This is a genomic window from Prochlorococcus sp., from assembly GCF_965655815.1.
In the GTDB taxonomy this organism is placed as follows: domain Bacteria; phylum Cyanobacteriota; class Cyanobacteriia; order PCC-6307; family Cyanobiaceae; genus Prochlorococcus_A; species Prochlorococcus_A pastoris.
Map to the genome: position 1 here is coordinate 328,834 of NZ_CBFHHZ010000001.1, position 23,808 is coordinate 352,641.

Here is a 23,808-nt window from a genome sequence, read left to right on the forward strand (position 1 = left end):
TACGTCAGAATGTTAGAAAGATATTAATGAGTTTGTCGAACACATCCACAAATAATAATGGCCGCAATTCTGTACCTAGCGAACGTCTATGGTTAAGATCTGAACTTATGGGGACCCAAGTTATTACTACTGATACTGGTAGGAGATTAGGGGTTGTAGGTGAAGTGGTTGTTGATATTGATAGAAGAGAGGTAGTTGCTTTAGGTCTGAGAGATAATCCTCTCACAAGATTTTTGCCAGGTTTACCTAAATGGATGCCTCTTGAAAGCATAAAGCAGGTTGGCGATGTAATTTTAGTGGATTCTTTAGATTCTTTGAGCGACGGTTTTTCTCCTGAAAGATATGGGAAAGTTATAAATTGTCAGGTAATTACGGAATCTGGTCAGCTTCTTGGAAGAGTTCTTGGATTTTCCTTCGATATTGAGACGGGGGGTTTAATTTCTCTTGTGATGGGTGCAGTAGGAGTTCCTCTTTTAGGTGAAGGCGTTTTAAGTACTTGGGAAATTCCTGTAGATGAGATAGTCAGTAGTGGTACTGACAGAATAATTGTTTATGAAGGCGCTGAGGAAAAACTAAATCAATTAAGTAGTGGATTACTCGAAAAACTTGGGGTCGGTGGTTCTTCTTGGGAAGAAAGGGAAGCTAATAGGTATACAGCAAATCTTGTTCCAGTGGAGAATCAGCTATTGTCAGGTTCTGAATCAGAAGAACAAAATAATTTTATGGAAGAAATTAAAGAAGAAGAATTTATAGAAGAAGAAGAATATGAAGAAGAACTTGAATATGTAGAAATCGAAACCACAAAAGAAAAAATAAATAATAAAAAACAACTTTATTTGGATAATGACTCCTCTGAACAATTAGACAATCAAACTATTGAAGAAAATACGACAGAATTTGCTGTTCAAAGGCCATCTATATCTAATCGGGCTTCAAAGAGACCTATTCAAAGGTCACAAGAACCTTTAGATATTGAACCTGTTGAAGAGAAAAAAACAGTCATAGAAAATCCTCAATCAGAATCCGTAGAAATTGATGATCCCTGGTAATTATTTAGTAATTAACTGAATCTTTTGATCGAATTAAAAATTATGTAAGCTAATTTTTTAACTGCACCAGTTTCCCCTCGTTGTTTTGATAAATTATCTTTTTGCTCACTTAAATATTTTTTATTTTTTATCAGAAATATAGCTTCATTAGCGATTTGTTTTGGTGAAATGTTTCCTATTCTTTCTGGAATAATTAACTTGTTAGCTTTTATATTTGGCCATGAAAAAAATTTTTTCTGTTTTAAGTACCAATTTTTAATTATAAAAGTGAAGAATTTATTGATAAAAGAAATTTTCCCAATTATTCCGAAGATACCGTCCCAAGCGTTCATTACATTCAAATGTTGTGTGGGTAGAACAACTATCATGGGTAAAGTAAGTGAAGCTAATTCAGCAGTATTTGCCCCAACTGTGGTAATTGCAAGATCACATTTTTTTAGTACTTCATAGCAAGGATGTTTATTAATTAAATAAATTTTTGTATTATTTGAGGTTTCAATAACATAATCAAAAACGGAACTTTTAATTTGTTTAATTTGTTTAATTTTGGATGAATAATATTTTGATATAGGATTCTTATTACTTTGAAAGAATAAATATTCGCTAGTACTTGTAGTTGGTGCTATAGGAATAATAAAATTAATATTTTTATTATTTTTATTCATATGATCAGCCATTTCAAGAAAGAAAGGAATACCTACCATGAGCTTTGCTTTTTTTGAACCTGGTAGTAAAGCAATCCACTTTTTTTCTTCAAGATTTAAAGCAATTTCTTTTTTATTAGTAATGTCTGCCATTAAATCGCCAATAATTTTACATTTGTATCTATATTTTGAAGGAATGCTTTTCTTGACCTTTTTATTCATTGCTGCAATTACATTGTTCCAACGTGGCCATCTTGAAATCCATTCAGCATATGTGATGTTGATATAACCTAATCTTTTTGCTAACAAAACACTCCAAAATTGATCACCTCCAAGAAAAATAACGATCCCTTTTTTAGGCCATTTTGCATATTGAGCAGGCCTGATTAACAATTTCCAAAAAGTCTTTGCTTCTGTAACTAATTCAAATTTGTGCCATGATTTAGCAACTTCATATTCTTTACCAGTAGCATTTGGACACGGTACTAAAACTAATCTTATTGAGAAATTCAGTTTATCAATATTTTTCGAAGTATCATTTATCTTATTTAGATAATCCACTACAGGCCTTACCCACGTTGACAATTCCCCAGGCCCATTAGAGATAATTACAACTGCAATTGATTTTTTTTTCATTGCAATCAATCCAGGATACATTAAATGCGGACGGCGAGACTTGAACTCGCAAGGCCTAAGCCACACGCTCCTTAGACGTGCGCGTCTACCAATTCCGCCACGTCCGCAAAGGGTTTTCGAGCACCGGCGGGTGCGTAAAACTCAAAATTAGTATAGCCGATAGCCTGAAATTGGGGAGTCAGCCGCCACATCCGCCGTACGCATCCGACTGTTGCAGATGTGGAGGGCTGAGAAATAACAAAGGGACTGGAGTTTTAATCCAATCCCTGTACAAGTGCATTAATTTTGTACACGCTCCTTAGACGTGCGCGTCTACCAATTCCGTCACGTCCGCTAAGGGTTTTCGAGCACAAGGGTGTTCTTAGACCGTTAAATCATAATACATTAATCGAATTAATTTGCGATAATATTTTATTAATCTGTTCGGTTTAAATTCTTAAAAGATTTATTTCATACAACTTAGTTTTAAATACTTAAGATGACTGATTTTTTCTATTGCATAAATAAATAATTATCCACATATAACGTTTTAGGTTGTATTGTTAATCAATGCATTCTTGAAATTCAAAAATTTTATTGAATACTTTTTAAAGTAATTTCAATTTAAATTAATTTTTATTTCTTCAATTTAATTTTGTAATGGTTGAAAAAGTTTTAATTGCTAATCGTGGAGAAATAGCTTTACGAATTATCAGAAGTTGTAGAGAGCTTGATATTGCAACTGTTGCTGTTTATAGCACCGTAGATAAAAAGGCATTGCATGTGCAATTAGCAGATGAAGCAGTTTGCGTTGGAGACTCACTAAGTAACAAGAGTTATTTAAATATTCCTAATATCTTAGCTGCTGCTACATCAAGAGGAGTTGATGCTATTCATCCAGGTTATGGTTTTCTTGCGGAGAACGATAAATTTGCAGAAATGTGTAACGATCATGGCATAACTTTTATTGGTCCATCTCCCAATGCTATTAGATCAATGGGAGACAAATCTACTGCTAAAGAGACAATGGATAGAGTCGGAGTACCCACTGTTCCGGGAAGCAAAGGTTTATTATCGAGTGTTGAGGAGGCCTATGAAATGGCACAAGAGATTGGATATCCCGTAATAATAAAAGCCACAGCTGGAGGAGGAGGTAGAGGAATGAGATTGGTTGAAAATAAGGCTAACTTAGAAAAAATGTTTAAAGCAGCCCAAGGAGAAGCAGAAGCGGCATTTGGAAATGATGGTTTATATATGGAGAAATTTATAAAAAAGCCAAGACATGTAGAAATTCAAATCCTTGCTGATAGGTCAGGTAATGTGGTTCATCTAGGAGAGAGAGATTGTTCTGTACAAAGGAGACACCAAAAATTATTAGAAGAGTCTCCCAGTCCAGCTATAAATCATTCTCTTAGAGAGAAAATGGGTAATGCAGCCATTGCTGCTGCAAAAAGTATTAGTTATGAAGGGGCGGGAACTGTCGAATTTTTAGTAGATGATGATAATAATTTTTACTTTATGGAGATGAATACCAGGATTCAAGTGGAACACCCCGTAACTGAAATGGTTACTGGTGTTGATCTAATCGCTGAACAAATCAAAATAGCTGGAGGTGACAATTTAGGATTTACTCAAGACGATATTCAATTAAACGGTCATGCTATTGAATGCAGAATTAATGCTGAAGACCCCTCACATAATTTTCGCCCCTCCCCTGGCAAAATAACTGGATGGCTGCCTCCAGGAGGTCCTGGAGTAAGGGTCGATAGTCATGTTTATACTGGTTATGAAATACCCCCATTTTATGATTCACTAATAGGTAAATTAATAGTCTGGGGTAAAGATCGTAATACTGCTATTAAAAGAATGAATAGAGCTTTAAATGAATGTGCAGTAACAGGAATTCCAACAACAATTAATTTTCATTTATCTCTTCTCAATAAAAGAAAATTTATGGAAGGTAAAATTCATACAAAATACGTTGAGGAAGAATTATTACCTAACTATTAATGCAATATCATACTTTCTTAATTAATACCCTTTTGAATGGCTAATTTGATTAAACCTTGCTGACCAACCAATATTTCTCTTATAAAACTTATTATTCCTATCCAAATGACTGGCCCCACATCGACTCCCCCGATGGGAGGAATTAGTTTTCTTGTAAGGTTTAAAATAGAACTTGTTGGGACTGCAATAAATAACCAAAAACCTTTATTTAAATCAACTTTTGGGTACCAAGTTAATATTAATCTTATTAAAAAGACTAGCGTTAGAAACGATAAAAGAATTCCTAGCGTAAGATCTAAAACGTTTAAATAGTTTTGAGGCAATGAAATGACAATTATTTAATCCATCTTAATAAATATCCCATAAGTTGGGATTTAATTCGTATTATAAATTCAGAATTTAATTTTAAAAAGTGATTCAAATTTCAAATCTAATATTAGCGGCTGATGTTTCCCCAGAAGTCGCTGGTAGTTCTAGCTTTAATATGATAGCGAGTTTTTTCGCAGCAGCGTTACTTATAGTTATTCCAGCAGCAGCTTTTTTGATCTTTGTTAGCCAAAAAGATTCACTTGAACGTACTTCAGCTACACGTAGACGCTAGTTTTTATAAAAGTTTTAAGTAAACTATATGTAAAGGTGCTTTATTGCACCTTAAAAAAATAAGTTTTGGAGAAAAAAAGTGGTCAATGCTAGTCTAAATTGGGCGAGTATTGTAGGCATCGTACTAGCTGTATGTGGAGGTGGCCTATATTTTTTGAGGTCATTTAAACCTGCGCTGGCAAGAGATTATGATGTTTTCTTTGCGGCAATAGGTCTTTTATGTGGAGGAATATTATTTTTTCAAGGATGGAGATTAGATCCTATTTTGCAATTTGGGCAGTTTTTATTAGCAGGAACGACGGTATTCTTTGCATATGAAAGTGTTCGATTAAGAGGTGTTGCCACTGATCAAGCAAGAAGATCTTCTTACTTTGAAGATGATCAGATTCCAGATATGCCTAGAAATTCTTCTAGAAATAGATTTAATGACGATTATGATCAATTTGAAGATTCTGATAGACCTTCCAGAAGATTCAAACCTCAAGATGATGATTTAGAAGATGATTATATGGAAGGTAGATCGCAAAGGAGAAATATATCAAGAGCTATCCCTGAGTCTGCAGTAAGCAGGAGGCGTCCTTCTTTAAGAGAGTCTAATCAATTTGAGAATGATGAACCTAAGATAAGAAGAAATCGGTCTGAAGACAATAGGATTAGTAATGAGGATAGAAGAGGAAGTTTTGGAGAAAGAAGATCATCAAGAAGTGAAATTAAAAGAGGCTCTCGGCCATTATCTAATCAAGAAGTTTCAAGAAAATCAAATAATTCCTCTCTTAAGGATTCTTCACCCTCTTCTAACAAACCAACAAGATCATCTATAAGATCTCAGTCTTCAAGAGAAAAAGTAGAAGATGCATCATTTTCTACAAACATAAATGAAGTAAAAAAGCCTCGTCAAACAAGAAGCACAGCAGCTAGTGCAAGATCAACCTCTAAAAATAAAACTGGAAGATATACTGTAGGCACAAAAAAAAATAAACCTAGAGATAACAGCTCTAGATTTGATGACTAATTAAAATATCCCGGCCCAATTTAGAAATGATTTTTGACTTATTAATTCAATTAAAATAATTGCTAAAAATCCTAGCATTGCGAATCTTCCATTTGTTATTTCTGAATAATTGCTCCATCCAAACTTATATCTATCTTCAATTTCAATTGTTTGCTCATCAATTTGAAATTCTTCCGAATTTGTTTTATCTACATCCATAGTTTTCTTATTATTTTGTTCTTGATTTGAATTCATGATTGTAATCTAATTTTTAAAATTATACTTATCTGTAGTAAATAATTTCCAGTCTCCTTTCCCATTTAATTCTAAAATGTTCTCATGAAAATCCTTTAAACTTGGCCTATGACCTACGCTTATCAACGATAATTCCCTATCTTTTAATAGATTATATAGTCTTTTTTCAGTTTTAATATCGAGTGCACTAGTTGCTTCATCTAACACAGCAAATCTCGGAGAATTAAGTAGTAATCTTGCAAAGGCTAATCTTTGCTGCTCTCCTAATGAAAGTATTCTTGGCCAATCTTGTTTGACGTCAAGGTTGGGATATCTATCAACAATAGAATTTAAATTTACTTCATTAAGAACAGAAATTAAGTGGTCATCACTAAATTTGTCAACTTCTGTTGGATAACATAATTGTTCCCTTAAAGAACCTAATAGCATATAGGGTTTTTGAGGTATAAATAGCAAATCACCCGTCTTTGGTTTTTTAATCGATCCTTGATTGGGTTCCCATAATCCACTGATCATTCTTAACAAAGAGGTTTTGCCACAACCAGATGGGCCTACTACTAATAATGATTGATTTGTTTCAATACTCAGATTTAAGTTTTTGATAATAGCTTTATCAGACCCAGGTGGGAAAAGGTCGGCATTGTTGATAAGAATAGAAGAATAATCAGAAATTATATTTTGATTGTCTATTGGCTTGGTTTGACTGATACTTTCAACTTTTGACTGAAAACCCTCTAATCTTCCAATTCCTGCTGTGAACTTTGCAAGTTCCTCTATTTGATTAACTATAAAAAATAACGAACCTTCTACCATCCCAAATGCAAAACTTGCTTGAATAAATCGACCATAATCAATATCTCCTCTAAAGTAAGGAATTGCCATTATTAAATATGGAAAGAAGTTGCCAGCATAATTAATAGAACGTCTCATTACATCAATAATTACTCTCCAAATTATTAGTAAGTTAAAGTTTCTTACCACTTCTCCTAATCTTCTCTCTGTTTCACTTTTTTCTGGTTTTTCACCCGAATAAAAAGCTATTGATTCAGCATTATCTCTAATATGAACTAATCCATATCTAAAGTCTGCCTCATATCTAAGTTGATCAAAATCAATTTTTACAAGATTTTTTCCAGCAATTAATAAGATAGCAGTAGCAAATGCTGCGTATCCAAATAATGAAAAGGTTAATGTTGTACTAATGCTCCATAATATTAAAATGTTCAGAGAAAAAGTAAGAAGTGCATCAAAAACTCCCAAAGTAAAGGATAAACTTTGACCAGTAAAAGCTCTGGTATCATCTGTTATTCGTTGGTCAGGATTATCTACATCTGTTTGTTCTTCATCATTAGGATTTAGTTGGTAGTATGCTTTATTAGTCATGTAGTCTTTAACTAAGCTTTTTGAAAGCCAATCTCTCCAAATTATTCCTAATTTATAAGTAAAGAATATTTGAGAAACCCGAATTGGGAGCGCTACAGCAAAGCAACAAGCATAGATTCCTAAAATTCTATAAAATCCATCTTGTTGTTTCTCTACTAAAGCATTTGTTAAGTCTCTAGCAATAAATCCTATTCCTGCATTAATTCCATTTACTGCCAAAAGCATTAATACTATGACTGCTAGGAATAACCAATGTACCCATCTGCGATTCTTAAGTTGACGCCTTAAACTAAAAAAACTTCCTGAACCGATAAGAAATAATCCTGAAAACAATAATCCCCACCAGCCAGACCATATTGTATTAACAGTATTAACTACTCCTCCAAAATATTTATCAAGAAAAATAGGTTGAATGCTTTCAAAAAAACTAATTATGCCTGTAAGAACTACAAGAACAATACCTCCTACACAAAATAAAAGAGATATTAAAAGCCATATAAATTGAAAGCCATTACATTGATCAATCGGTAAGAAAAATGGTTGTGCTAATCTTCTTAACTTTTGAAGTTGATATAATATTTTAGATTTATTTTGCACTACATTATTCATATTTTTTCTATATCTTTATATTTAATAGATTATATATCTATGAAGATGATTGCCCAAATCCTATTAGCGAAAGTGCCCAATCTGGAAGGTTGAGGTACGTTAATAATTTTAAATCAAATTCATGGACTTTAATAATCGATATATCCATAATCCACCATATTAGGAAAGGTAAATTAAATAAAATCTGTAGTTGCCATTTGTAAGTTAATACTTTCCAAATTTTAGTTAAAACTAACTTCTGAGATTCATCTAAACTCTCCCAATTTGTAGCAATTAGATCTAGTAAATTTTTAGATTTATTATTGAGGGATTCTGGAGAATTCATGTTTAATTTTTCTTATTTATAGCTAAAAAGAAACTCTTTTGAGAGTTTTAGCCAGGAGGCCAACTCATTTTCCTACCAGCTAAGAAATGTATATGTAAATGAAATACTGTTTGTCCAGATTCTTCACCAGTATTAATAACAGTTCTCCAATTTTTTAATTTCTTAGATTTGGCAATATTTTTTCCTATTAAAAGAAGATGTCCTAATAAATCTTTATCTTCCTCCAAACACTCGAATAAGCTAACTAATGGTTTTTTAGGAATTACTAAAAAGTGAACTGGAGCTTGAGAGGCAATATCATTAAATGCTAAACAAAGCTCATCTTCATGAAGCTTTTCGCAGGGAATCTCACCATTTATTATTTTGCTAAAGATTGTAGTTTCAGCCATTGCTTTATTGAATAATTAAATCAGTTGATTGGTATTACATCTTTTTGATGAAATCCTTCTTTGATGAGTTCTTTATTCAAATCTTCTTTTGAAGTAACTCTATCAACAAATAAAACACCATTGAGATGATCCATTTCATGTTGAATGCATCTTGCTAAGAGTCCATCAGCTTTCATTTTTCTTGGCCTGCCCATTTCATCTCTAAATCTTAATTTAATTGTTGATGGTCTTACAACGTTTAAATAAACTCCTGGGATACTTAGACAACCCTCTTCATATGAATTTAAAGTTGTTCCATAATCAGTAATTTCTGGATTTATTAAAATTAATGGTTCAGCAGCAGCATCTTCAAAATTTACATCAATTACAAGTAGCTCTTTCTTGATTCCTATTTGCGGAGCGGCAAGTCCAATCCCTTTGGCTGCATACATACTTTGAAGCATCTCTTTAGCTAAATTTCTTATGGAATTATCAACTTTACTTATTCTTTTAGCATTTTCTCTCAATATATCATCACCAAGTTTATATATTTCTAGTGATGGAGTTCCTGTTTGTTCTTTAGATACCTTTTCTGTAGGACTGTTTGCTTTTGACTTTCTTGCGAGTTGTGAAAAATTGTTTGCCACGGTAAAAAAAATTATTTACTCAACAGTTAAGCTATAAAAATACTAGCACTTTAAATACATCTTGAAATAAACTTTCTAAATGAATAATGCTAAGAATTTAAAAATTAAGCAAATCGATAAAAAAAATATATCTTTTAAAGAGTTATCTCTTATTAAGAATATAATCTTCTGGGTAGATATTATTCCTGGAGATCAAACACATAAAAATGCTATTTTTGCTAAGCCATTTAATGATAAAAATGCAATTCCACAAAAATTAACGGGTGATAATTTTTATATTAAAAGCAATTTTCATGGTTATGGGGGGAAATCATATAAATGTATAGAGGTGAATGATCAAATTTATTTGATATGGGTCGATCAGCTTTCAAAAGCAATGTGGTTAAAAATTTTCAAAGTCCAAGAAAAAGTACCTAAAAATGATAATGAATATCTGCTATGCGATATGGAACCAAGACAACTTACTGAGTCAAGAAAAACGAATTTTGATACTTCATTTATTATTTCTAAAAACAATCTTTTATTCGGTTTATGTGAGATAAAACACAGAGATTATTTATTCTCATTAAATTTAAAGAAAACTAAACAAGAAATTCGCATAATAAAAAAATTTGATAATTTTGCGGGGAATTTATCTTCTAATATTTCAGCTGATTTATTTTCCTGGATAGAGTGGAGTGCTGGCTCCATGCCTTGGGAAAGAAATGAGCTATTTTTTGCAATAATTGATAACGATGGAGAGATACAAAACATAAAAAATTTTTCTAATAAATTTGTTAATGAAGAGAAAAATGTTTCTTTCTTTCAACCTTACTGGATTAGTGATACTACTTTAGTCTGTTCTGAAGATAGTACAGGCTGGTGGAATTTATTATTTCTCGATTTAACTGATATTAAAAATATTATTCTAAAAAAAAGAATAATTAAACCTTTGACTGAGTATGGATCGCCTCAGTGGGTTTCTGGAATTTCATTTTTTTCTGGAAATATTAAAAATCTATTTTGTGTTGCAAAAAAAGATAATAGTTGGGTACTAGAACATTATCAGAATTGTGAATGTATTAAAGAACTTAAATTACCATTTTGTTCAATAGGTGATTTAGATGTTTGTGATCAAAAATTAGTTATTAGAGGTTGTAGTTTTGGTTGTTTCGACGAATTATTTGAGTGTGATTTTGGAGAGAAAAGTCATACTAAATTATTAAATGAGATATCCCTTGATTCTATAAATGAATATTCAAGACCAGAATCTTTTTGGTTTAAAGGTTTTAATAATCAACCCACACATTCTTTTATTTATAAGCCTCTATTTGAAAGATTTATTAAGCCACCATTAATCGTTAAGGCACATAGTGGCCCTACTGCTTGCTTTGACGGGTCTTTAAATTCGGAAGTGCAGTATTGGACTTCGAAAGGATTTACAGTTGCGGAAGTGAATTATGGTGGTTCCTCGGGTTTTGGAAGAGCGTACAGGGAGAGATTAAACTATAAATGGGGTATTCTTGATTCGTATGATTGTAAAGCATTGGTACTTGATTTAATTAGGTTAAGTCAAGTTGATAGCACCAAAGTTGCAATTTTAGGGAATAGTGCTGGTGGTCTAACTGCAATTAATGCTTTATGTGAAGGTGATTTGTTTAAAGTGGCGATTTGTAAATATCCTGTTCTTGATTTAAATGATATGCATCAAAAAACTCATAGATTTGAGAAAGGATATTTAAATTCTCTTATAGGTAAATATTCAAAATTTCGTAATGAGTATCAACTTCGATCACCAATTTATAAAATTAATCAATTAAAAAAACCAGTTTTATTATTTCATGGAAAAAAAGATCTAGTTATTTCATACAAAAAAACTCTACAAATCAAAGAAAAACTACTTAAAAATAACAAAAATTCAGAAGTTATAATTTTTGAAAATGAAGGGCATGGTTTTAAAAATACTAATAATAAAAAACAAGTTCTTTTTAAAACTCAGGAATTTTTAGAGAAAACTTTAAATATTTAAGAATTTAGTTTTAAAAAACTAATAGTTTCCTTAAGTTTGTCGATAAAATTATTGATGTCTTCTTTGGTAGTTGTGAAGTTCATACTAACTCTAGCCGTTGATTTTATTCCTATATGTCTATGCAGAGGTTGACAACAGTGATGTCCACTTCTTATACAAATACCTTTAGAATCAAGAATTTCAGCGATATCGTTTGAATGTATTTCTTTCACATAAAATGTTGCCAATGAAGCTCTGTTAGGATCTATTCTCGGAGAAGGACCTATTATTTCAAGATCCTCTATTTGATTTAATTTTTCAAATAAATATTTTGTAATCTCCTTTTCGTATTCACTAATACGATCTAACCCAATATTGTTAATGTAGTTAATCGCTGCAGCTAATCCTATTGCTTCAGCAATAGCTGGAGTACCAGCTTCAAATTTATGAGGTAGTTCAGCCCAAGTACTTTTCTCTTCAAAAACATCTTGAATCATTTCACCACCTCCAAAAAAAGGAGGAATCTTTTCTAAAATTTCTTTTTTAGACCATAAGAAACCTATGCCTGTTGGGCCACATAATTTATGTCCTGAACCGGCTAAAAAATCTATACCTAGTTCATGAATATCTAACTTTTGATGGGCTAAACTTTGACAAGCATCAAGAAGAATTAAAGAACCCTTATCCCTAGCTAATTTAGTTATTTCTTTTATTGGATTACAGCACCCTAAAGTGTTGCTTATATGTAATAAGCTGACTAGTTTTGTTTTCGTTGTTAATTTTGATTTGAAATCATTTATATCTAATCTTCCGTCTTGATCTATGCCCACAAATTTCAGTTTACATTTGTTTTTTGCAGCTACCATTTGCCAAGGAACAATATTACTATGATGCTCCATTATTGATAAAAGAATTTCATCATTTTCTTTTAAAGTAAACTCTCCCCATGATCTGGCAACCAGATTTATAGCTTCAGTTGCATTTCTTGTAAAAATTATTTCTTTTGTTGAATTAGCATTAACGTATTTTGCAATTAAAGATCTTGAATTCTCAAATTCTTCTGTTGATTTTGCACTTAATTGATGAGCACCTCTATGCACGTTTGCATTGAAATTCTTATAGTATTCGTCAATTTTTTCAAGAACTTGGATTGGTTTTTGGGTTGTTGCAGCGTGATCTAGATAAATAATTGGATTTTTGCTTTTAAAATTATTTTCTAATAAAGGAAAGTCTTTTTTATCTATTAGAGGGAAGTTTTTTTTTTCAATTTTCGGGAAATTTTTAATTGTTTCCATTAATTTTCTTTTAAAATTTTATCAAGCAAATCCCATCTATCTTTTGTAATAGGAATACTTGAAATAATTTCTTGTATATAAGAACTTAATTGTAGTTTACTGGCTTCTGCTAACGTGAGTCCTCTTGATCTCATGTAGAAAAGTTCTTCTTCATTTAATTGTGAAATAGTAGCACCATGTTTGCATTTTACATCATCAGCAATTATTTCTAATTGAGGTTTAGTATCTATTTTTGCGTGTCTCGATAAAAGTAGATTCCTACTTAATTGTGACGCATCGGTCTTTTGCGCAATTTTTGGAACAATGATGGAACCTTCAAAGACTGCATGTGATTTATCATCGGCCAAGGATTTATTAATTTGATCTAAAAATCCATTAGGACCGTTAAATTGCATTGTTGTATAAGTAGCTATCTGGTCGTTATTTTTTGTTATTTGTATTCCTTTTATATTCGTTTTGGCATTTCCATCTAATTGATTGATCCTTATTTCAAATCTTGCATAATTAAATTTGAAATGTAGTGATCCAAGGCTGTATTCACTTTTGTTCTTTTGAATTACATTTAAAGAATTTAATAAATTAGATTTGCTTTCTCCATAAGAAACCACCCCATGATTAACCAAAGTATTTTCTTCCAAGCACAAATAAGTTGATTGAGATAGTGAAGAATTTTTGTTTCCGAGATTAATCTGTATTAAATCGACTTTAGAATTCTTTTCAAAGAATAAAATAAGTGTTTTAGCATTAAAAGAGTCGGGTGAGGAAGCACTAAATATCTCAAGAGGAGGAATTTTATTACCAGAAATATTTAAACCTAAGATGTTTTCTTTAGAACTTAAACAATGATTTAGTAGGTCACTCCAATGATCATTTTGATCAGAATTAGATATATTTTTTTTTATATAGTCTATTATTTCTATCTCTTTTAATTTTTTTATTGAATAGTTTTCTTTTTCTAAATTGATTGAGTTATTCTCTCCGATGATCAGTCTAATTATATTTTGAGATGCTTTTTTATATGGGAGATTAACTTTAGATTCTTTATTCTTATTTGAATGGTCTAAAAAACTTGAAAATTTAGATTTATTTGAAAGTCTCCAGTATTCACTTTTGATATTTGGTAATGGATTTAATTTTAATTTATCAAGACAAATTTTTTGTATCTCAGATGGATTACTAATTAATTCATTCTTTTTTATTTCTTCAATAATTTGCATTAATTTATTGCTCTTTTATAAAATTATCAGTCCATTCATATCCATTTTTCTCAAGTTCTAGAGCAAGATCACTTTTTCCAGTTTTTATTATTTGACCGTCTGCCATTACATGAACATAATCGGGCTGTATTTCGTCTAATAATCTCTGATAGTGAGTGATTAATATAATGCCGGTTTGTTCATTAGATATCTTCTTGATACCTGAGGCAACTATCCTAAGTGCATCAATATCTAAACCTGAGTCGGTTTCATCCAAAATTGCAATTTTTGGTTCTAATAATGCCATTTGTAATATTTCATTCCTTTTCTTTTCCCCACCTGAAAATCCTTGATTAATACTCCTCGATAAAAAAGCAGAATCCATTTTGACTAAGTCTAGTTTTTCTTTTACTAAGTCTTCAAAATCAAAAGTATCTAGTTCTTCTTTATTAAGAAATTTTCTTCTTGCATTTGTTGCAACTCTAAGAAATTCTAGATTACTTACTCCTGGAATTTCAATCGGATATTGAAAACCAAGAAAAATGCCAGATTGGGCTCTCTCTTCTGGCTCTAAAGAGTGAATATCGTTTCCAGTAAATTTTATTTCACCTTTAGTTATATTGTATGATGGATGACCCGCAATAATCTTGGAAAGAGTACTTTTACCACATCCATTTCTTCCCATGATTGCATGAATTTCGCCAGGATTAACTGAAATGGTCACCCCTTTTAAAATAGGAAGATTTTCTATAGATGCAAAAAGATTATTTACTTCTAATATTGGATCTAATTCTTTAGTTTTGCTTTGCATCGCACTTTAGAAATTAATTGATTATCCAACGGAACCTTCTAATTTGAGGGCAAGCAGCTTATCTGCTTCAGCCGCAAATTCCATCGGTAGTTGATTGAATACATCTCTACAAAAGCCACTTACCATCATTGATACAGCCTCTTCAAATTCAATACCTCTGCTTTGTAAATAAAAAAGTTGATCTTCAGAAATTCTACATGTACTTGCTTCATGCTCAATTTCTGAATTTGGTTGTTGAGATTGAATATAAGGAAATGTATTCGCAGCAGCTTGATCACCTATTAACATTGAATCACATTGACTATAATTTCTCGATCCAGAAGCTTTTGAACCCATTTTTACAAGACCTCTGTAACTATTAATTGAATTACCAGCACTAATTCCTTTACTAACTATTGTTGATTTAGTTCTAGGACCAATGTGAATCATTTTTGTACCTGTATCGGCTTGTTGAAGGTTATTAGTGAGAGCTACAGAATAAAATTCTCCTACCGATTCCTCTCCTAAAAGTATACAACTAGGATATTTCCATGTTATGGCAGAGCCTGTTTCAACTTGAGACCAACTTATTTTACTTCTCTTACCTAAACATTTCCCCCTTTTGGTGACAAAATTAAAGATTCCTCCAACTCCTTCTTCATTTCCAGCATACCAATTTTGTACTGTTGAATATTTTATTGAGGCGTCGTCTAAGGCAATAAGTTCAACTACCGCTGCGTGAAGAGTATTCGTATCAAACATTGGAGCTGTACATCCTTCAAGGTAGCTGACGGAGCTAGATTCTTCTGCGATAATTAAAGTTCTTTCAAACTGACCAGAGTCTCCACTATTGATTCTAAAATATGATGAGAGATCCATCGGACATTTAACTCCTTTTGGGATGTAAACGAATGAGCCATCACTAAAAACAGCTGAGTTTAATGCAGCAAAATAGTTATCATTAGCTGGTACTACAGAACCTAAATATTTTTCGATTAAATTTGAGTGATCTTTTACTGCTTCACTTATAGAACAAAATATTACACCATGCTCAGCAAGTTCTTTTCGGAAGGTTGTTGCAATGGATACACTATCGAATACTGCATCAACAGCAACGTTTGTAAGTTTTTTTTGTTCAGTAAGAGGAATGCCTAATTTATCAAAAGTTTCTAGGAGCTTGGGATCAACTTCATCTAAGCTAGAAATCTTTTCTTTTTGTTTAGGTGCAGAATAATAAATTATATCTTGATAATCGATCTTTTTGTAACCTAGGTCTGCCCAGTTAGGCTCCTCCATTTTTTGCCATTTCCGAAAGGCATTAAGTCTGAAATTAAGAAGATATTGTGGCTCTTCTTTTTTTTCTGAAATTAATCGAATTGTATCTTCATTTAGGCCTTTGGAAATCTTTTCAGTTTCGATATCGGTAACGAAACCATATTTGTATGGTTCAGATACGACATCTTTAACTAAATTTTCACTTACCATAGTTTCTATAAATTAATCTATTACAATTAGTTTTCTATACTTTAGCTAAATATATGCCCAATATTGAGTTTTTATCCTTAATTAAATTAAAAAATTAATGTCTAATCAAACAAATTCTTTTCCAAGTCCGTTAAGCGATGAGATCGTGAAAAATATAGATCAACTGAATTTGCCCATAATTAAAAAGCACCATGTTCGATTACTTGCCCATTGTCTTGAAATCTTCAAAGAAATCGGAAAAGATGAAAAATCTTTCTTTGAAGAAGATGAACTTCTTAAGAAATGGTGTGAAAAAAAATCCCAGAGGTTTAATGATAAAAATTTCAATCAACTTTTTTATGAACAAATGTCTTCTGCTGCAAAAAAAATAAACTTTTTTTCCAAGAGTATTAATAAAAATTTCAAAGAATTGGATCTTGAGGATTTAATCACTTTAGTTGAGCAAAATCAGGCAAATTAATATGAAGCGATCCCGAAGAAAAAATATATTTTTGTTGAGTTCTTAACAATTCAAGGTAATAAAATTTAAAAAACAGAAAATTAATTTACAAGTTATAGATTTCTAGATTTCTTTAAAATTCACTTATACCAGTTACTTATAAGAAAGTTGTAAAATTTAAAAATTTGAAAGTAGTCAGAAGATCCTGACGACTGCCTCTAATGTCACCCAAACTGCAAAAAAAAAGAACATACTAATTTCATGCAATTTATGGAGTTTTAAAAGTGGTTGACGGGATCAAGAACAAAGAATATTTACTTAGTTTAACCCTCAGACAATTGCGACAAGAAGCTAGTAAATTATCTGTCCCTTTATACAGTAGAAAGACAAAAGCTGTACTTATTGAACTAATTGATAAATACCAAAAAAATGCTAATCAATCACTTAATAAAACCTTAACTAAAAATATTCCTCCAAAATCCTCTAAACTTAAAACTCAAACAACAACAGAAGAAGTTAAAACAAAACTAGTATTTTTGCCCAGAGACCCAGAGTGGGCATATGTATTTTGGCAAATTTCAGAAAGTGATAGAGATAAAGCTCAGTCTTTAGGTGCTAATAAATTATGTCTACGTTTATATGATGCCTCAGGTAGTGGTGAAGGAAATCTAAATCAGGGTACTTTAAGAGAAATTGCTGTAGATAGTTATAGCACCGAATGGTATTTGCCTATTCCTCTTGCGGATAGGGACTATAAGGTTGAATTAGGTTACAAATATGGCTTTAAATGGATGTCATTAGCTTTTTCATCTGTAAGCCATGTACCAGGTACTCAGCCTTCAGATCAGATTTTAGATAAATTTGTTCCTTTTAACTTAGATACTCCTGCATCACCTGAGCCTCCTTCGATTATGCAAAATCCACAGGTACAAGAAACTAATGGTTTGCATGAGCGCTTATACCAGGCAGCAACAAGTTTTCCTACAAGAAGAAAAGTAGGTTCTGAAGAATTTATGGAAAACATGAATTCAAACAATTTAAACTCAAATCTCACCGATTCTGGTGCAGGGCAATGGTCTTCAGGCTTAAATGAATCTGGTAGTGGAATAGTTAAAAATAAATCTTTTTGGTTAGTTGCTGATGCGGAATTAATTGTTTATGGAGCAACAGATCCATCCGCCAATTTAACTATTGGTGAAGAAAAAGTTCCTTTGGCTGCTGACGGTACTTTTAGGCTTCAAGTTCCTTTTAGGGATGGAACGCAAAAATACGAAATTAAAGCTACAAATGCTTCTGGTGACCAAGAAAAAAGTATTACAATGAAATTTGATAGAGTTACTCCTATTGACGATACAAATGAGAAAGATAATGCTGAGAAAAAATGGTTTTAAATAAATAAAAATATTAATGCTAAAAAAAATTGTTGCTTTTACACCTTTATTTGGAGCTTTGACTTTCCCCTTGATAGTTCCTATTACTATTTCTAAGTTTGGAGTAAATTATGGAATTCTAAGTGCATTAGTTATTTCCTCCTTATGGTTTATCGCTATGTTAAGAACATCCGAAATGCCACATTAATTTAGTTAGATTTTTCTAAGTTTTATAGAAATCATGAATGAAGTTAATGTTATTAATATAAAAAATCCTTTTCTAGATCAGAAACCAGGCACTTCTGGGTTAAGAAAAAGCACTTTAAAATTTAAAGAAGAGCATTACTTGGAAATATTTATAGAGGCAATTTTAAAATCACTTAATAATTTGCGCGGATCAACTTTGGTTGTTGGTGGGGATGGTAGATATGGGAATATCGAAGCAATCGAGAAGATTATTCAAATATGTGTAGCTCATAAAGTTGGAAAAGTTATTATTCCAAAAAATGGTTTATTATCAACACCTGCGACATCTCATTTGATTAGAAAAGAGGAGGCTATTGGAGGAATTATTCTTTCAGCAAGTCATAATCCTGGTGGTATTGACGGGGATTTCGGAGTGAAATTAAATACTGCGAATGGTGGACCTGCTCCTGAGTCAATTACAGATCAAATATTCCAATTTTCTCAATCACTTAAGAGTTACAAAATTAGTAATATTAAAATTCCAGACTTAGATAAGTTTGGTGTATTCTCGCTTGGAGAAACTTCATTAGAAATAATTGATGGATTAAAGGATTATTCAGATTTAATGGAGAATATTTTTGATTTTGATCAAATAAGTGATTTTCTTAAAAATGATTTCTCTTTAATTTTTGATGCAATGAATGCAGTTACTGGTCCATATGCAAAAAATATTTTTGTTGAAAAAATGGGTCTTGTAGATGCTTGTGTCATGAATGGCACACCCCTCGAGGATTTTGGAGGTTTACATCCTGATCCAAATCTTACTTATGCGTCTAAATTGGCAGATTTGTTATTAGTTCAAAAAGCCTATAGTTTTGGAGCTGCATGTGATGGTGATGGTGATAGAAATATGATCTTAGGTCAAGGATGTTTTGTAAATCCAAGTGATAGTTTGGCAGTTATTACTGCTAATACAAATTGTGTACCTGGATATAAAGACGGTATTGCTGGTGTTGCCCGATCTATGCCAACGAGTTCAGCAGTAGACTTTGTTGCACGTGCTTTAAATATTCCTTGTTTTGAAACACCAACTGGATGGAAATTTTTTGGAAATCTTTTAGATTCTAATTTAATTACAATTTGTGGAGAGGAAAGCTTCGGAACTGGTAGTAATCATGTAAGAGAAAAAGATGGCTTATGGGCAGTTTTATATTGGTTACAAATTTTAGCTGTGAAAAATTGTTCAGTTAGTGAATTAATTAAAAACCACTGGAAACAATACGGAAGAAATTATTATTCAAGACATGATTATGAGGCTATTCCTTCTACTATTGCAAATCAAATATTTAATAATTTATCTTATATGCTTCCAAGTTTAAAAAATAATAAGTTTGCTGGAAATCTGGTAAAACAAGCTGATAACTTTTCATATTTAGACCCAGTAGATAATTCAATTAGTAAAAATCAAGGATTAAGAATTATACTTGAGGATAATTCCAGAGTAATCATACGTTTATCAGGTACTGGTACCAAAGGTTCAACTTTAAGATTATATTTTGAAAAATTTGCCAATTCTCAACATAATTTAGATTTAAATCCTCAAATAGCTCTAAAAGATTTAATTAACGATTTAGATCATTTATTAAATATTTCAAAACTTACCAAAATGAAAAAACCTACTGTTATTACATAATTTTCAAAAATGATTTATTCGTTAGATTAAAAAATATGGAGTCAGATAATTTATTTAGCAATACTTATCGAATAGAAAGTAACGCGCCATTAGCGGATAAATTAAGACCAAAAAATTTAGATGACTTTTTCGGTCAAGAATCTATTTTAGGACATAATTCTTTATTGAGAAATGCAATCTTGAATGATAAGGTTGGAAATATTATTTTTTCTGGCCCACCTGGTGTAGGTAAAACAACTTTAATTGAGATTATATCTTCTAATACTCGTTCCTCATTAATAAAGTTAAATGCTGTTTTGTCTAGTATTAAGGAGTTAAGAACTGAGATTGCTAATGCGAAGGAAAGATTACGTAGTTCTAATAGGAAAACAATTTTATTTATTGATGAGGTACATAGATTCACATCAGTTCAACAAGATGCTTTGTTACCCTCAATTGAGAATGGCACCATTACTTTTATTGGCGCGACAACAGAAAACCCTTTCTTTGCCGTAAATAAAGCTCTAATAAGTAGAGCTCGTATTTTCTCATTACTGCCTTTAAATAAAAATGATTTGAAGAAAATAATTGATAAAGTAATAAAGTATTACTCGTGCCTTAGAGATTCCAAAGTTATTGAAATAAAAGAAGAGGCAATTAATCATTTAATAAAATTTTCTGGGGGCGATGCGAGGAATCTCATAAACGCTTTAGAGTTAGGTATTAGTATTACCAAGGAAAATAAAGAAAACTTGGTTGTTATTGATCTCTCAATTGCTGAAGATTCAATCCAAAAGAAAAATATTGTATATGACAAAAATGGACAAAATCATTTTGATGTTATTAGTGCATTTATAAAATCTATTAGGGGTTCAGACCCAGATGCTACTTTATATTGGCTTGCCAATATGGTAGAAGCTGGTGAAGATCCAAATTTTATTTTTAGAAGACTTTTGATTTCTGCTTGTGAGGATATAGGTCTTGCTGATCCCAATGCAATAGTTGTTGTGCAATCATGTTGTGATGCTTTTGATCGAGTTGGTTTCCCTGAAGGATTATTTTTTCTTTCACAAGCTTCTTTATACTTAGCAATTTCTCCAAAGAGTAATAGTACTAAATCAATTTTTAAAGCGGTAGAAGCAATTAAGTCTACTAGCGTATCGTTAGTTCCCAATCATCTGAAAAATAATGCTAGTAATTACTTAAATCCACATAATTATCAAGAGAAGTGGTTGCAACAAGAATATCTGCCAAAAGATTTACAAGGAATGAAGTTTTGGAAACCAAAAGATTCTGGATGGGAAAAAAATAAATATGAAGGTTTACCTAAAAAACAAAAAAGTTAGACCATTTTTGAGCTGCAAATAATATTAGGTATAAAGTGAGAAGTATCTTTATAAGCTAAAGAGATAGTCCATTTATATAAGTTAATTTGGGTAAATTTTAACTTCAGTTTCTTTTTATTATGAAATAGGATTTTGTCATTTTCAGAATATTGCCATTCCTTTATGTCTTCAGCTAACTTCCCATGATCCCATTTTATAGCGGCCTCAACTGCACACCATTGATTTAAGATGGTGTTTCTATATAATTCGCTCGTAGTATTTAACCTATTTGATTTGAAGAAATATTTTTTCGCTAATTTTGCATAATTGAAATTTCTATCAAGTCTCTCAATATCAATCCCAATTTTTTTTTCATACCAAACTAATATAATCGCATCATTGCAATGACTAAAACTACAATACCCCATCCCTTTTGGTAGTTCAGGAGGTTCTCCTGGATTTGCAATTATGGGTACCTCTAATGGATTTATCTCGAAAAGATTTCCTAAACATTGTCTTATATAAGCTCTGCTTTCTAAAAAAATATTTGCTCGTCGCCTAGAAAGCTGATTTGCTATTTCAAGTTCTTTCTTCGTTGCGACAGCTTGTACACCTTTTAGCTCATGAAACCAAATTTTTGGTATTTTATATTCATAGTTATTTAATAATGTCAATGGCTCTTAAGGTTGGTGATAAAGCACCAGAATTTAATTTAAAAGACTCTTTTGAAAAAGATGTATCTTTAAAAGATTTTAAAGGTAAGAGAATAATACTATATTTTTATCCAAAAGATAATACTCCAGGATGTACTAAAGAGGCTTGTAATTTTAAAGAAAATTGGGATTTACTCAAGGAAAATAATTTTGTAGTTCTTGGCATTAGTAAAGATAGTGCTGCTTCACATCAGAAATTCATCGAAAAATTTGACTTACCTTTTGTTCTCTTGACTGACCCTGAACCTTATAAAACCTCTTCTGATTATGATAGTTATGGTCTTAAAAAATTTATGGGAAAGGAATACATGGGCATGATAAGAAATACTTTTTTAATTGATGTTGATGGTAAAGTTGAAAAAATTTACTTTAAGGTTAAAGCAGCCATTATGGCAGACCATATTATTTCAGATTTAGGATTAAGGTAAATATTCTAATGATTGAAGTGTGTGATCATCCCTTGCATAACTAAATTCGGGGCGATAATAATTTCTTCTTTCTTTTGCTTTAATAGACTACCAATTAATTCAGAGTCGCCTCCGCACATAATCAAAATATCCTTAGCAGGGTTAAATGATAAATTAATCACACCCATGAGAGAGTTAGATACTCCCTTTAACATTGAATCTTCTGTATTAATTAGAAAATCTTGAACAGGAATATCATATTTTTTAGGAGCTTTGAGAGTATCTGTATATTTCTCCATGGATCTTAGCTGTGTCAGAAAACCAGGTGTTATTTGCCCACCGATAATAGAGCCTTTTGCAGTTAACTTCGTAATAGACAAAGTTGTTCCAAAATCTGCTACTAATAGATCTTTTCTGGATGGGTTCTCTATTATTTTTAAAGCTTCCAAACAACCAAGAGCTCTATCAACCCCAAAATGATTCGGAAGGTTTTTTAATTTAATATCTTGAGTTGAGATCCTATTTGCTTGCTTAAGAGACAAATCTGGTAATTTCCCTACTGATGCCCAAATTAAATTATTTAAATTGATATTTTGAGGCACATTATTATTTTTTTGTGTGTGAAAAAACTTATACTTTGGTTGTGAATTTTCTGCCCAGTGAAGCCTGCTATTGCCAACTAAAAGAAAATTAATATCATCAATCATAGTCCTGAAAGAAAAATTTAATTTTCAGTATGAATTCCACATTCTTGCTTCATTCCGCCAAATCTTGTTGTCCTGCCTTCTTTATCAACACTTTCAGGAGAACTGGAATGCCAATCTCCAACAGTTGAATAACCTTTTGAGAAAAGTGGGTGTGAAGGTAATTGATTTTCTTTCATGTAATAAAAAATATCTTTGTTTTTCCAGTTGAGTAAGGGCCTTAAAGAAAGTCGTTTGCGTATTACGTCAACAAAATTCATTTTATTCCTATTTTTCGTTTGCTCTGATCTCACACCGCTAGCCCAGCAGAATATGTCGTGTTTATCTAAAGCATTTTCTAAAGGTTTGATTTTTCTTATGTCATGATATTTATCTAAATCACTAGATTTATTAGTTTCCCAAAGTTTTCCATAAAGGGATTCCATTCTTGCTGGAGATAGTTCACTTTGTAAAACTTCTATTTCCAGAGATAAATCATTAATTAGTCTATCTGCATATTTATAAGTTTCTGATGGTAAGTAACCTGTATCTATCCAGAAAATCTTAATTTTTTTTTGTAGTGAGTGCTGATGCACCATATGTAAAATAACTGATGATTGTATCCCAAAGCTTGTTGTAATTGCGAAGTGGTTATCAAAGTTTTTATAACCCCATAATATTATTTCTTTGGGGGTCATATCTTTTAATTTTTTATTATGCCCTTCTAAATTAAGTTGAATACTTTCTAGCGTTTTCTCAATCAT

At 31.6% G+C, this 23,808-nt stretch carries 25 protein-coding genes and 1 tRNA gene; 11 read left to right on the forward strand and 15 right to left on the reverse strand.

The window, feature by feature from the left end; all coding sequences use genetic code 11:
- The first annotated feature begins 26 nt into the window (after window positions 1-26).
- Entirely contained in the window at window positions 27-1,049 is a 1,023-nt protein-coding gene (locus ACTF45_RS01650) for a PRC-barrel domain-containing protein (protein ID WP_288348268.1), read from the forward strand.
- Between the two features lie 11 nt (window positions 1,050-1,060).
- Here the strand turns inward: ACTF45_RS01650 and ACTF45_RS01655 are convergent, their stop codons facing one another.
- Window positions 1,061-2,350 carry a glycosyl transferase gene (locus ACTF45_RS01655; RefSeq protein WP_288348270.1) on the reverse strand — a complete coding sequence of 430 codons (1,290 nt, stop codon included), beginning with the start codon at window positions 2,348-2,350 and terminating at the stop codon, window positions 1,061-1,063.
- 4 nt (window positions 2,351-2,354) lie between these two features.
- A tRNA-Leu gene (locus ACTF45_RS01660) sits at window positions 2,355-2,436 on the reverse strand.
- Between the two features lie 532 nt (window positions 2,437-2,968).
- Here ACTF45_RS01660 and accC point away from each other — a divergent pair.
- Window positions 2,969-4,318, forward strand: coding sequence for an acetyl-CoA carboxylase biotin carboxylase subunit (gene accC, locus ACTF45_RS01665; protein WP_288347907.1), 1,350 nt, complete (start codon window positions 2,969-2,971; stop codon window positions 4,316-4,318).
- A gap of 17 nt (window positions 4,319-4,335) precedes the next feature.
- On the opposite strand, the gene ACTF45_RS01670 is transcribed toward accC, so the two are convergent.
- A complete protein-coding gene (locus ACTF45_RS01670) occupies window positions 4,336-4,641 on the reverse strand; it encodes a YggT family protein (RefSeq protein WP_288347908.1) in 306 nt (101 codons plus the stop codon).
- 89 nt (window positions 4,642-4,730) lie between these two features.
- On the opposite strand from ACTF45_RS01670, the gene psbX reads away from it, so the two are divergent.
- Together psbX and ACTF45_RS01680 are read left to right on the forward strand one after the other, a co-directional pair.
- On the forward strand, window positions 4,731-4,919 hold the full coding sequence (gene psbX, locus ACTF45_RS01675; RefSeq protein WP_288347909.1) for a photosystem II reaction center X protein: 189 nt from the start codon (window positions 4,731-4,733) through the stop codon (window positions 4,917-4,919).
- Between the two features lie 78 nt (window positions 4,920-4,997).
- Window positions 4,998-5,930: a Ycf66 family protein gene (locus ACTF45_RS01680; RefSeq protein WP_438949229.1), complete on the forward strand. Its 933-nt coding sequence runs from the start codon at window positions 4,998-5,000 to the stop codon at window positions 5,928-5,930.
- On the opposite strand, the gene ACTF45_RS01685 is transcribed toward ACTF45_RS01680, so the two are convergent.
- From ACTF45_RS01685 to def, 5 genes are read right to left on the reverse strand one after another with little or no spacing between them, the layout of a single operon-like run.
- Complete coding sequence (locus tag ACTF45_RS01685) at window positions 5,931-6,164, reverse strand: chlorophyll a/b-binding protein (protein ID WP_288347911.1); 234 nt, start codon at window positions 6,162-6,164, stop codon at window positions 5,931-5,933.
- 9 nt (window positions 6,165-6,173) lie between these two features.
- Complete coding sequence (locus tag ACTF45_RS01690; RefSeq protein WP_288347913.1) at window positions 6,174-8,156, reverse strand: ABC transporter ATP-binding protein/permease; 1,983 nt, start codon at window positions 8,154-8,156, stop codon at window positions 6,174-6,176.
- A gap of 37 nt (window positions 8,157-8,193) precedes the next feature.
- Window positions 8,194-8,481, reverse strand: coding sequence for a hypothetical protein (locus ACTF45_RS01695; protein ID WP_438949230.1), 288 nt, complete (start codon window positions 8,479-8,481; stop codon window positions 8,194-8,196).
- Window positions 8,482-8,528: 47 nt separating this feature from the next.
- Entirely contained in the window at window positions 8,529-8,870 is a 342-nt protein-coding gene (locus ACTF45_RS01700; protein WP_288347916.1) for a histidine triad nucleotide-binding protein, read from the reverse strand.
- Window positions 8,871-8,890: 20 nt separating this feature from the next.
- Complete coding sequence (def, locus tag ACTF45_RS01705) at window positions 8,891-9,496, reverse strand: peptide deformylase (protein WP_288347917.1); 606 nt, start codon at window positions 9,494-9,496, stop codon at window positions 8,891-8,893.
- 79 nt (window positions 9,497-9,575) lie between these two features.
- On the opposite strand from def, the gene ACTF45_RS01710 reads away from it, so the two are divergent.
- Window positions 9,576-11,504, forward strand: a complete 1,929-nt coding sequence (locus ACTF45_RS01710; protein WP_438949231.1) for an alpha/beta hydrolase family protein — start codon at window positions 9,576-9,578, stop codon at window positions 11,502-11,504.
- Here ACTF45_RS01710 and ACTF45_RS01715 read toward each other — a convergent pair.
- Genes ACTF45_RS01715 through sufB form a run of 4 tightly spaced genes read right to left on the reverse strand, consistent with a single transcriptional unit; the run spans window position 11,501 to window position 16,249 of the window.
- The gene (locus tag ACTF45_RS01715) at window positions 11,501-12,778 is read right to left on the reverse strand and encodes a SufS family cysteine desulfurase (protein ID WP_288347921.1); all 1,278 of its coding nucleotides are present in this window, start codon (window positions 12,776-12,778) and stop codon (window positions 11,501-11,503) included. The two genes, ACTF45_RS01710 and ACTF45_RS01715, sit on opposite strands and share 4 nt — an antisense overlap.
- The gene (locus ACTF45_RS01720; protein ID WP_288347923.1) at window positions 12,778-13,995 is read right to left on the reverse strand and encodes a SufD family Fe-S cluster assembly protein; all 1,218 of its coding nucleotides are present in this window, start codon (window positions 13,993-13,995) and stop codon (window positions 12,778-12,780) included. Before ACTF45_RS01720 ends, ACTF45_RS01715 begins: the two co-directional genes overlap by 1 nt.
- Window positions 13,996-13,999: 4 nt before the next feature.
- A complete protein-coding gene (gene sufC / locus ACTF45_RS01725; protein ID WP_438949232.1) occupies window positions 14,000-14,785 on the reverse strand; it encodes a Fe-S cluster assembly ATPase SufC in 786 nt (261 codons plus the stop codon).
- Between the two features lie 21 nt (window positions 14,786-14,806).
- Window positions 14,807-16,249 (reverse strand): Fe-S cluster assembly protein SufB, encoded by a 1,443-nt coding sequence (gene sufB / locus ACTF45_RS01730; protein ID WP_438949233.1) that lies wholly within the window; start codon window positions 16,247-16,249, stop codon window positions 14,807-14,809.
- A gap of 97 nt (window positions 16,250-16,346) precedes the next feature.
- On the opposite strand from sufB, the gene ACTF45_RS01735 reads away from it, so the two are divergent.
- From ACTF45_RS01735 to ACTF45_RS01755, 5 genes are all read left to right on the forward strand, one after another.
- A complete protein-coding gene (locus ACTF45_RS01735; protein WP_288348405.1) occupies window positions 16,347-16,709 on the forward strand; it encodes a hypothetical protein in 363 nt (120 codons plus the stop codon).
- Window positions 16,710-16,972: 263 nt separating this feature from the next.
- The gene (locus ACTF45_RS01740; RefSeq protein ID WP_438949234.1) at window positions 16,973-18,079 is read left to right on the forward strand and encodes a DUF4912 domain-containing protein; all 1,107 of its coding nucleotides are present in this window, start codon (window positions 16,973-16,975) and stop codon (window positions 18,077-18,079) included.
- A gap of 16 nt (window positions 18,080-18,095) precedes the next feature.
- The gene (locus ACTF45_RS01745; protein ID WP_011819411.1) at window positions 18,096-18,266 is read left to right on the forward strand and encodes a hypothetical protein; all 171 of its coding nucleotides are present in this window, start codon (window positions 18,096-18,098) and stop codon (window positions 18,264-18,266) included.
- A gap of 33 nt (window positions 18,267-18,299) precedes the next feature.
- Window positions 18,300-19,937 (forward strand): alpha-D-glucose phosphate-specific phosphoglucomutase, encoded by a 1,638-nt coding sequence (locus ACTF45_RS01750; RefSeq protein WP_438949235.1) that lies wholly within the window; start codon window positions 18,300-18,302, stop codon window positions 19,935-19,937.
- 35 nt (window positions 19,938-19,972) lie between these two features.
- On the forward strand, window positions 19,973-21,262 hold the full coding sequence (locus ACTF45_RS01755) for a replication-associated recombination protein A (protein ID WP_288346363.1): 1,290 nt from the start codon (window positions 19,973-19,975) through the stop codon (window positions 21,260-21,262).
- On the opposite strand, the gene ACTF45_RS01760 is transcribed toward ACTF45_RS01755, so the two are convergent.
- A complete protein-coding gene (locus tag ACTF45_RS01760) occupies window positions 21,259-21,915 on the reverse strand; it encodes a 4'-phosphopantetheinyl transferase family protein (RefSeq protein ID WP_288346364.1) in 657 nt (218 codons plus the stop codon). The two genes, ACTF45_RS01755 and ACTF45_RS01760, sit on opposite strands and share 4 nt — an antisense overlap.
- Here ACTF45_RS01760 and bcp point away from each other — a divergent pair.
- The gene (bcp, locus tag ACTF45_RS01765; protein WP_288346365.1) at window positions 21,915-22,382 is read left to right on the forward strand and encodes a thioredoxin-dependent thiol peroxidase; all 468 of its coding nucleotides are present in this window, start codon (window positions 21,915-21,917) and stop codon (window positions 22,380-22,382) included. The two genes, ACTF45_RS01760 and bcp, sit on opposite strands and share 1 nt — an antisense overlap.
- Before the next feature lie 5 nt (window positions 22,383-22,387).
- Here the strand turns inward: bcp and ACTF45_RS01770 are convergent, their stop codons facing one another.
- Window positions 22,388-23,068: a type III pantothenate kinase gene (locus ACTF45_RS01770; protein ID WP_288346366.1), complete on the reverse strand. Its 681-nt coding sequence runs from the start codon at window positions 23,066-23,068 to the stop codon at window positions 22,388-22,390.
- A gap of 17 nt (window positions 23,069-23,085) precedes the next feature.
- Window positions 23,086-23,808 carry a phosphoadenylyl-sulfate reductase gene (locus ACTF45_RS01775; RefSeq protein ID WP_288346367.1) on the reverse strand — a complete coding sequence of 241 codons (723 nt, stop codon included), beginning with the start codon at window positions 23,806-23,808 and terminating at the stop codon, window positions 23,086-23,088.

What these genes read in the sequence shown, in the direction of transcription:
- ACTF45_RS01690 (WP_288347913.1), bottom strand. Translation starts at nt 8,156, where the DNA reads ATGAATAATGTAGTGCAAAATAAATCTAAAATATTATATCAACTTCAA.
- ACTF45_RS01700 (WP_288347916.1), bottom strand. Translation starts at nt 8,870, where the DNA reads ATGGCTGAAACTACAATCTTTAGCAAAATAATAAATGGTGAGATTCCC.
- ACTF45_RS01735 (WP_288348405.1), top strand. Translation starts at nt 16,347, where the DNA reads ATGTCTAATCAAACAAATTCTTTTCCAAGTCCGTTAAGCGATGAGATC.
- ACTF45_RS01710 (WP_438949231.1), top strand. Translation starts at nt 9,576, where the DNA reads ATGAATAATGCTAAGAATTTAAAAATTAAGCAAATCGATAAAAAAAAT.
- ACTF45_RS01775 (WP_288346367.1), bottom strand. Translation starts at nt 23,808, where the DNA reads ATGATTGAGAAAACGCTAGAAAGTATTCAACTTAATTTAGAAGGGCAT.
- ACTF45_RS01755 (WP_288346363.1), top strand. Translation starts at nt 19,973, where the DNA reads ATGGAGTCAGATAATTTATTTAGCAATACTTATCGAATAGAAAGTAAC.
- ACTF45_RS01715 (WP_288347921.1), bottom strand. Translation starts at nt 12,778, where the DNA reads ATGGAAACAATTAAAAATTTCCCGAAAATTGAAAAAAAAAACTTCCCT.
- ACTF45_RS01770 (WP_288346366.1), bottom strand. Translation starts at nt 23,068, where the DNA reads ATGATTGATGATATTAATTTTCTTTTAGTTGGCAATAGCAGGCTTCAC.
- sufC (WP_438949232.1), bottom strand. Translation starts at nt 14,785, where the DNA reads ATGCAAAGCAAAACTAAAGAATTAGATCCAATATTAGAAGTAAATAAT.
- ACTF45_RS01695 (WP_438949230.1), bottom strand. Translation starts at nt 8,481, where the DNA reads ATGAATTCTCCAGAATCCCTCAATAATAAATCTAAAAATTTACTAGAT.
- ACTF45_RS01655 (WP_288348270.1), bottom strand. Translation starts at nt 2,350, where the DNA reads ATGTATCCTGGATTGATTGCAATGAAAAAAAAATCAATTGCAGTTGTA.
- bcp (WP_288346365.1), top strand. Translation starts at nt 21,915, where the DNA reads ATGGCTCTTAAGGTTGGTGATAAAGCACCAGAATTTAATTTAAAAGAC.
- accC (WP_288347907.1), top strand. Translation starts at nt 2,969, where the DNA reads ATGGTTGAAAAAGTTTTAATTGCTAATCGTGGAGAAATAGCTTTACGA.
- sufB (WP_438949233.1), bottom strand. Translation starts at nt 16,249, where the DNA reads ATGGTAAGTGAAAATTTAGTTAAAGATGTCGTATCTGAACCATACAAA.
- ACTF45_RS01720 (WP_288347923.1), bottom strand. Translation starts at nt 13,995, where the DNA reads ATGCAAATTATTGAAGAAATAAAAAAGAATGAATTAATTAGTAATCCA.
- ACTF45_RS01650 (WP_288348268.1), top strand. Translation starts at nt 27, where the DNA reads ATGAGTTTGTCGAACACATCCACAAATAATAATGGCCGCAATTCTGTA.
- ACTF45_RS01745 (WP_011819411.1), top strand. Translation starts at nt 18,096, where the DNA reads ATGCTAAAAAAAATTGTTGCTTTTACACCTTTATTTGGAGCTTTGACT.
- ACTF45_RS01685 (WP_288347911.1), bottom strand. Translation starts at nt 6,164, where the DNA reads ATGAATTCAAATCAAGAACAAAATAATAAGAAAACTATGGATGTAGAT.
- ACTF45_RS01750 (WP_438949235.1), top strand. Translation starts at nt 18,300, where the DNA reads ATGAATGAAGTTAATGTTATTAATATAAAAAATCCTTTTCTAGATCAG.